This window comes from Prevotella sp. SGI.167, assembly GCF_050313615.1.
Classification (GTDB): domain Bacteria; phylum Bacteroidota; class Bacteroidia; order Bacteroidales; family Bacteroidaceae; genus Prevotella.
The window spans coordinates 1-7,702 of record NZ_JBNPLT010000056.1; the positions used below are offsets into that span (position 1 = coordinate 1).

The window sequence follows — 7,702 nt, forward strand, 5'->3', positions numbered from 1 at the left end:
TTGACTAGAATCTTGGCTTCTGCATCCTCATAGTCATGCTCCCAATCGGGCATTTTCCAAAGCTCATCAAAGAAGACAGGCCATTCATTTCTGTCTATCACCTCCTTCAGAGCCTCGTAATATTTGATTCGATAGCCACTGACGACAAATCGTTTCTTGCATTCTTCTATCAGCTATTCCTTATCACCTGACAGTTTCAATGCTTTCACCACTTTGTTCTCCCATTTTTTGGAGTAGGAGTGAAAGTCATCCTTGTTATCGTCTATCACCTCAACTGCCTTCTTATACTCGCCCCATTCAATGAGGCTGTCGATATAATGGTCACGGATATTCTCATCATCACGTTTCTCCCACATCAGTTTCTCTGCCTTTGCACGCTTACCATGCGCTGCCCAGTAATCCGCCTTTTGAATGTAATAGCGATAATGGAAGTACTTATCTTTCTTGTTTTTCAACCGCTTGCTGATATGAGCCAGATACGCCTTTTCATCATCACCGCAAAGTAGCGGCATCGCCTCATCCACAAACCACTCAAAGCGTATGAAATAGTTATCGCCTATTTCCTCGCATTGCTCAGCGATTTCTCCAAGCATACCCAAGCGAGAATCCTCCTCTATCTCATCGCTGTTGATCAACAAGTCCCTCACCATGTCTGTCGACTCGGTGACAAGATCCGTCAAGACCTTGTTTTCTTCCGCCCACACATCATATCTGGCAGGAGTATAAGCCAGATGGTCGTGCTTGAACTCTCTGCAAGTAAAGGTCATCACATATCCAGCAATCAAGGCAGCATCAATCAGATTCCCTTTCTTCTTCATGCTCTTGGCTTTCCTCAGCATTGCCCCCAAGTCTTGCTCTATCTTCCTCCAGTCCAATTGCGGTTGTCCGAATCGCACGCCCAACACACCAGCATGGGCAAAGCAAGCCTCCACCTGTTCCTTATAGTTGCCACGCTCTGGCTTCCAATACTTTTCCACTAAAGCGGTAGCAAAGTCCTCATGCGTAGCTGCATACTGCCACACAAAAGCTTTAATCTCCTTGCCCGATATTTTCGAGAGTACTTTATCTATCTTGTCTATTTGAGTGTTTGTGTTCATAATTTATTATTGGTTCAAAATATCAACAGTAAATTTTGCAAAACAACGATGCTTATTCTGCATATATCTTTGATTGAAAATATCCTCTTTCACTTCCTTTTTAGTCCGGTGTAGGCATTTAGCAATTTGTGCAATCTGACTCCTTGAATAGTTCTTTTTTAGTTTTTCCAATCGCAATGCTTCAATTTTATGATAATCATATCGCTCTTGTAAGTGGAAAAAATCAACATATCTGTCATAAGGGTATTTTGCAACAAAATAAATGAAATCCTTACGTGAACTTTTTGAATGTCCTAACTTAACTTTAATCCTTTTGTGTAAATCAAAAGCAAAGGACGAAGGACTAAGAAATTTCAGTTCATTAAGATTCACATATGGTAAGTCTTCACGTTTTATTCGCTCGTTACAAACAGGACATGAAGGAACGAAATTGAATAATGACAATGCTACAGGAGGACATTTTCCTTTTGGCAAAAAGTGGTCTATATCAAATTGGCTCTTAGCTATACTTTTGCTGTTTTCTGTATACACATTGATATAAGCCATATCGCAATAATGACATGTATAGATCTTTAGTTCATCAGCATGCCTCTTAAAAAATGCAGAAATTTTTGAATCGTATTTATTCGTATACTTGAAAATCTCATGTAAGTCATGTAAACTTTTAGATGTAAATCTCTTTTTGGAACAAACTCGAAGAAATGTCTCATAGAATAATACCAAGTCTTCGAAATCCATTGTCAACAAGTCTTCAACTGAATTATTCAATGCTCTTATGCATCCGTATTTGCGCTTCCAATTCTTCCATTTTGATTCAAGTCCGAGTCTTTTTTCCCCTCGTTTCGTAACTCTATCTGCTAAATCTGTAGAGAAAATGCTCTTATAGTCATCGACTAAATTGGCAAATTCTTTACTCCCCTTGGATGGATATTCAATTGCTTTCATTCTTTGTTGTCATAAAAATCCACTAACTCATCATACATTTCCCTAAGTTCCTTCTGAAGATACTCTTCACCAATGATACTGGTAACATAATCAAATTTGGATTTCTGCTTCTTGAATGCTTTATCCAGTTCCATATCTTCAATGTGCCATTCTTGCTTGTTTTCGTTTTCTCTTAGTGATTCTTGATACCTTCTATGCATGAAATAAAAGTCAACAACGTCATTGATACATGATTGAGCTATATCACCCATAGTCCCTTGCAAAAAGAATGATTCACTTAGCATGTCAACAATATTAGCTCCAAACGTTTGCCCACTTTGTTTTTCACTTTCTCCTTTTTGCAGACATAGGATGTTACTTCGCGGTATATCACTCAGCACAAATGGTGAATGAGTAACTAAAGTGATATTGATGTCATAAATATTTTCAAGAGGTACTGAGGTGATTGAACTCAGCAGAAGTTTCACAAATTTACGTTGTAAATCCGGATGATAATACAGTTCAACTTCATCCATAAGCATACATACGTGATGATATTTTAGAAATGACAAATGGTCTTTTTCTATGGAATCATCTTGTAGTGTTGAGTTTATGTTGACAAGATGATACAACACATTCCCTAATGTATAGGCAATTTGTCTTTCTCCTGAGCTTAATCCTGTAAATGGTATCAACCCAACAGACTTGGGGTTACTCTCAAATGCCTTCTTGTCTTCACGTTTTACAATCATCAATGTAACATCAGCGATAGGTGGAGGTAATAAGTCTTCCTTTTGAAATTTGAAATCTGTAGTAGGTTTATTACGTTTCTTTTCACTTTCGTAAAAGAACATACCTTCATTTGTTTTTATGAATGCATCTACCTCATTGGCAAGAACGACTCCCGTACGAATAGCATAATACTCTTCTGTGTCCAGAAATACCAAGAAAGCTAATTGTTGACGAAGTTTCTTCGTCCTATGTGTCTGATCATGGAGTAAATCGTGTATATAACGTTTTATCTTCTTTTCATCATATCTGTCACCAATTAGCCATTCCCAATCACTTTCGTATGGTTTATATGTTTGAATAATCTTCAATGTCTTGTATGCCACATAATCCCATGCCTGTCGTTTTAAATTTGGTAAGGTCTCAACATCTTCTTTAAGAATGAGCCGCATCTGTTTTGCCCAAAACTTACAAATCGGATTTACCATAGAAACAAATCTTTGTTTCAGGTATTCCGTCTCGTTTTTATTCATATTTGCAGAAAGAAGTTTGCCTAAATACAGTTCTTCGAATCCCTCATATTCATTTTCTTCCTTATATTTAAACGTGAAACCTACAACCTCATATGTATTATTGATGACTCGCAAAGGGAATTCTCGAATAGTCATTCCTTCTTCATTCGTATCCATGACCTCATAAAACGCAAGATTTACAAGATTATTCTTACCTAGCATATTTTCCTTGCTGGCATTGATATAGCCTTCTTCGCGCATGGGGTGAACAACAACAGGAGTTTGATAGCCATCATTCTTATGAAACACCCCTTTTAACCAAAAATAATCCTCATTCTTCAAATGTTCTATATCATCATACAACCTTTCTAATTTTGCAGCAGACGTTCTCTCACTATCATAATCTCGATAATTATAAGCATAGAGAGAATAATTGCTTACAATGGTGTAAAACCATTCACTTAGATAAGCATGTTTGCCTTTTTGGTATTTCAATGGTTCATCAACATCTCCCTCAGATTGTTCTTCAAGTATTTTGATGGTGTCACAATGGGTATTCTCGCCAATGGTTGATATAATGACATTTCTACCTTTTACAGTAAGTATTTTTACCTCATGATCCAAATAGACGGCAACCGAAGCATACACATAGTCTATGTAATGAAGATGCTGGGCACTCGAATAATTGAATGTTTCACCCAAAATGGCTGCCGAAAGATTGTTGAGAGTCCTCAATATCATATCTATGATGGTACTTTTGCCTGTACCATTTTGACCAACAATGGCACTTATACTCACTTTTACTCCATACTCTGGTGAGTACAGCAGGAATTCGGAATCAAAAGCATCCTCTCGTATTGCCACATTAAAACCATTCTCAACATCGCCTGATATAGAAAAGCCATCATTGATATACAGCCAATCTTCACGACCATACAGAGACTTTTGCATCATTTTGGCATGGTAAATAGCATTCTCATCATTAGGAGAATACAATTTTAGCCCAATCAATTTAAATCCACGAGAAGTCATTACTTCGTTGCCATCCATCATAGAAATAGATTTCATCCAAGGTCGTTCTATATTTATCATGTCAATATCTTTCATGAGTGATGTTTGTTATATTCTGCGTGCAAAACAAAATTGCACAAATATATGATGGCACATCTAACAAGTTGCGCCAACCTGATGGTATTGAGTTCCAATTCTTGCTTCGATATGGTCAACTGGTATTCTGTACGAGACATAGGCTCTTCCTTAATAATTATCGACTTATGCTCCATATAATTGCGTAACATTTTCAAGTCCTTTGTTTGTTCATCAACAACATACCAATCCGTTTTCATTCCATAAACATCCAACTTGATGTTATACAAGCCTAATAAAGGCATGTTCTGCGAATGTTCCAGGATTTCTTGTCGAATATCTCCATTCTTGCAATTCCATATTTTGGCAAAGTCTACCTCATAGGATTTTAATTTAACATCAAGATAATTGGATAAGAACATGGCTATCTTATCGAATATGGAATAAAAGTTCTTATATGCCATTTTTAACAGCTCTATATTCATACTATTTTTATCCTCATTTATAATACTATAGAGGAGCTTCCGAGTACTGATAAAACTGCCTTTTATTTCTTCAAAGGTGCTTTCATAAAGAGCTTTTTTCTCAGATGTGTCAACTATAACAGGAAGTTTTACATTATCATGTAATGACAGCATAGAATCAGGTTCAACATCATTAAAACGATTGATTCTCAGATAATGTTGACATATCCATTTTTCGTATTCACCATCTTGTATATTGTCATAATCAATTAATGGTGCATCAAAAGAAGGAGAGGACCATGAACAAATCTGTCTGAAATAAGGTGAATGACCATCAAAAAATTGTTGGTACTTTCTTATTATCTGCTGAGCCTTTCTTACAATGAAAGGTTCTTCTTCTGGCCAAAATGCATGCATATTAGCATAGGAAAAACCTTGATTTCTCTCCACCTCCTGTGTATTGGTAGAATCCAATAAAGCCATTCTGTAGTATTGTTGAGCTTCACAGAATCTTCCTAGATGATCATAAGCATTAGCTAAACACAAATAAGCACGGCATGATGCTCTGAAAGCATTAAGATACAATGCTGCCCATTCTTCTCTTTTTACACGAGTAATCAAATATTGTACATTATGGTAGTAGCTTACTTCCTTATAGACATATTCATTGGTATAGTACGCCTTACAGAAATCCAACTCTCGGCTTTTCAGAATTCCATAAGCATCTCCAAGAACACAATACCCTATCAACTGATTAAACAGATTTTCTTTTGCCCAGTCTGTTTGTTCAATCTTCGACAATTCAGCCATGAATGTTTCTCTGTCAACGGCTTTCTTATTAAATAAATCAACCAATAGAGCAAATTTGTTTATCTGTTCTGTTCGTTCTGTTATTTCTGATTGTTCTATGGAATATTTCATAATGAATACTTATAAAAAACATAATAAAGGAGACGGCGAACCGCCTCCCCGGTGTCAAACATGAGTTTGAATCACCTGTTTGATGTACTACACAATCGACATGACATCTTGACCAGCGTTGAACACGTCAACATGACCAATTGGAACACCGAAGTACAACTTGATTGCAATACTTGACAAGTCCAAAATTGCGATTATACACTTGGCAGACTCCTCCAAACTCTGCCCTTTCACTTTCTCGATGAGTCGGGCAACTTTATGCCCGACCTAAATAAAATTACTCTTTTTCATTTTTATCAAAAATTAATGTGAATATTAAATTTAGCCGTCCCTTCGACAGAAACCTTATGACCATTCAACCCTTCCACCCAACCTCTTGCTACATCATAAGGTAATATTATCATAAAAGGGCTACTAGGCTCCATCCCACAAAAGTAGTTCTTTATAAAGAGAGGAGAGGGGAACCGTTCGCCCGTAAATCTATTATTTCTTATTCTTTACCCTCCAGAAGAAGTGCCAAGTTCTGAAGATAGGTGATAGTATCAGTGACTCTGTACAGATTGTAGTGATTGCATGTTACCGAGACACCGCTATCACCAGCTACTAGCTTTTATTTACTTGATGAGTATCAAATCAAAGTACATTAGACGAGTCTTTAATGGCTTATCAGAAACAATACCTCTATAAGTTTTTTCCTGCTCTTCTGTGCTGAACATAAAATCAAAACCATTCTTCTTATAAAAAGCTACAGGCACATCTTCATTATAGGCATCAACTACTAAATAACGACATCCCGTTTTATTATATGGCTCAACAAACCAGGACTTAATAAAGTCCATTACTTCTGTCCCGATATGAAGATGCTGAAATTTTGTTGAAATTCCCAATCTTCCTATAAGTACAGCAGGATATATCAAATCCTGTTTTATATGAGGAACATGCTTTCCAACCTTTTTCTTTCTCGCATTAGGCAAGTACTTCGTGAAAATACTGGCATTTGAGACCGTAAAGGCACATACGATATCAGCCTTTGATTCCTCAAGATAATAGCAGTAAGATTTACCAAACAAGTTTTCGGCATAAGACACAGCATCATTATGGAAGAATCCATCCAAGTCTTCATTGCCACATGAAAATGAAATAGATTCTTCCAAAATTTCTTTTGTCAATGGTGAAAACACCGTTTTATCTGCTAAAAATCCCATAATACTAACTTAAAATTTTGCTTTTGCCAAAATAGCCTTCATCTCAGCACGTTGCTTTGAGAAATCTATGCTACCACGCTTCTTCAAGGTTTCTTCAGCTTTTTCTCTGAAAGCTAAAGCCTCATCACCTGTCAGCATTGGGATACCACTAATTGCTAATGCCATAATCTTATCTCCTATTATTTAGTTTATATAACTTGCCGCCAAAGTTACGCTTTTTTCCCGAAACCACCAAGAAAATCACAAGAAATCTGCAATTTATCAGCAAACCAGCCTTAAAATCAGTAATCTATAACCCCATTATAGCAAGCCCATTCCATACTATCTCCAACTTTCCCCAGGCGGTCCCATCCCGCATAACATGGCGCAGGGCTTTGATGCCCCGCCAATCTTAGAGCGAAGCGGTTCTGAGCACCGGAGGGCGGTTACATCCTTTCCCTTAATGGTTAAGGGAAAGGCTTGGTTTAGGATTAAGGACCCTCCCGCTGGGGTTTCTGTCCCCTACAAGGGGAACCGAAAGGGTCGTAAAGACTATTGAAGACAGGAGGGTCTATTTACAATACATCCCCTCATAATACTTCTGATACTCCCCAGGAGTAACATGATCCATCCATTCCTGGTTCTCGAGATACCATTTCACGGTCTCTTCGTTTTTTTCCTCAAACAAGAGTTATGGCTCCCAACCGAGTTTCTTCTGCAACCTTCTAGAGTCGAGGCGTAACGCATATCGTATCCCTATCTGTCTGTGACATGAGTAATGAATT

The 7,702-nt window shown here is 37.4% G+C and carries 6 protein-coding genes and 1 pseudogene; all 7 read right to left on the reverse strand.

The features are described 5' to 3' along the window. Positions 1-173: 173 nt before the first annotated feature. Complete coding sequence (locus ACQRBJ_RS15415; protein ID WP_445304151.1) at positions 174-1,097, reverse strand: hypothetical protein; 924 nt, start codon at positions 1,095-1,097, stop codon at positions 174-176. A 6-nt stretch (positions 1,098-1,103) separates the two neighbouring features. Next, the gene (locus ACQRBJ_RS15420) at positions 1,104-2,042 is read right to left on the reverse strand and encodes a hypothetical protein (RefSeq protein ID WP_445304152.1); all 939 of its coding nucleotides are present in this window, start codon (positions 2,040-2,042) and stop codon (positions 1,104-1,106) included. Next, positions 2,039-4,369 carry a hypothetical protein gene (locus tag ACQRBJ_RS15425; protein WP_445304153.1) on the reverse strand — a complete coding sequence of 777 codons (2,331 nt, stop codon included), beginning with the start codon at positions 4,367-4,369 and terminating at the stop codon, positions 2,039-2,041. The genes ACQRBJ_RS15420 and ACQRBJ_RS15425 overlap by 4 nt, the downstream gene beginning before the upstream one ends. Next, positions 4,366-5,733 carry an LA2681 family HEPN domain-containing protein gene (locus ACQRBJ_RS15430; protein WP_445304154.1) on the reverse strand — a complete coding sequence of 456 codons (1,368 nt, stop codon included), beginning with the start codon at positions 5,731-5,733 and terminating at the stop codon, positions 4,366-4,368. Before ACQRBJ_RS15430 ends, ACQRBJ_RS15425 begins: the two co-directional genes overlap by 4 nt. Before the next feature lie 614 nt (positions 5,734-6,347). Further along, positions 6,348-6,938 carry a GNAT family N-acetyltransferase gene (locus ACQRBJ_RS15435; RefSeq protein ID WP_445304155.1) on the reverse strand — a complete coding sequence of 197 codons (591 nt, stop codon included), beginning with the start codon at positions 6,936-6,938 and terminating at the stop codon, positions 6,348-6,350. Positions 6,939-6,947: 9 nt separating this feature from the next. Then, positions 6,948-7,103 carry a hypothetical protein gene (locus ACQRBJ_RS15440; RefSeq protein ID WP_006848196.1) on the reverse strand — a complete coding sequence of 52 codons (156 nt, stop codon included), beginning with the start codon at positions 7,101-7,103 and terminating at the stop codon, positions 6,948-6,950. Positions 7,104-7,488: 385 nt separating this feature from the next. Beyond that, positions 7,489-7,702: pseudogene (locus ACQRBJ_RS15445) on the reverse strand (dTDP-glucose 4,6-dehydratase); the annotation flags it as partial.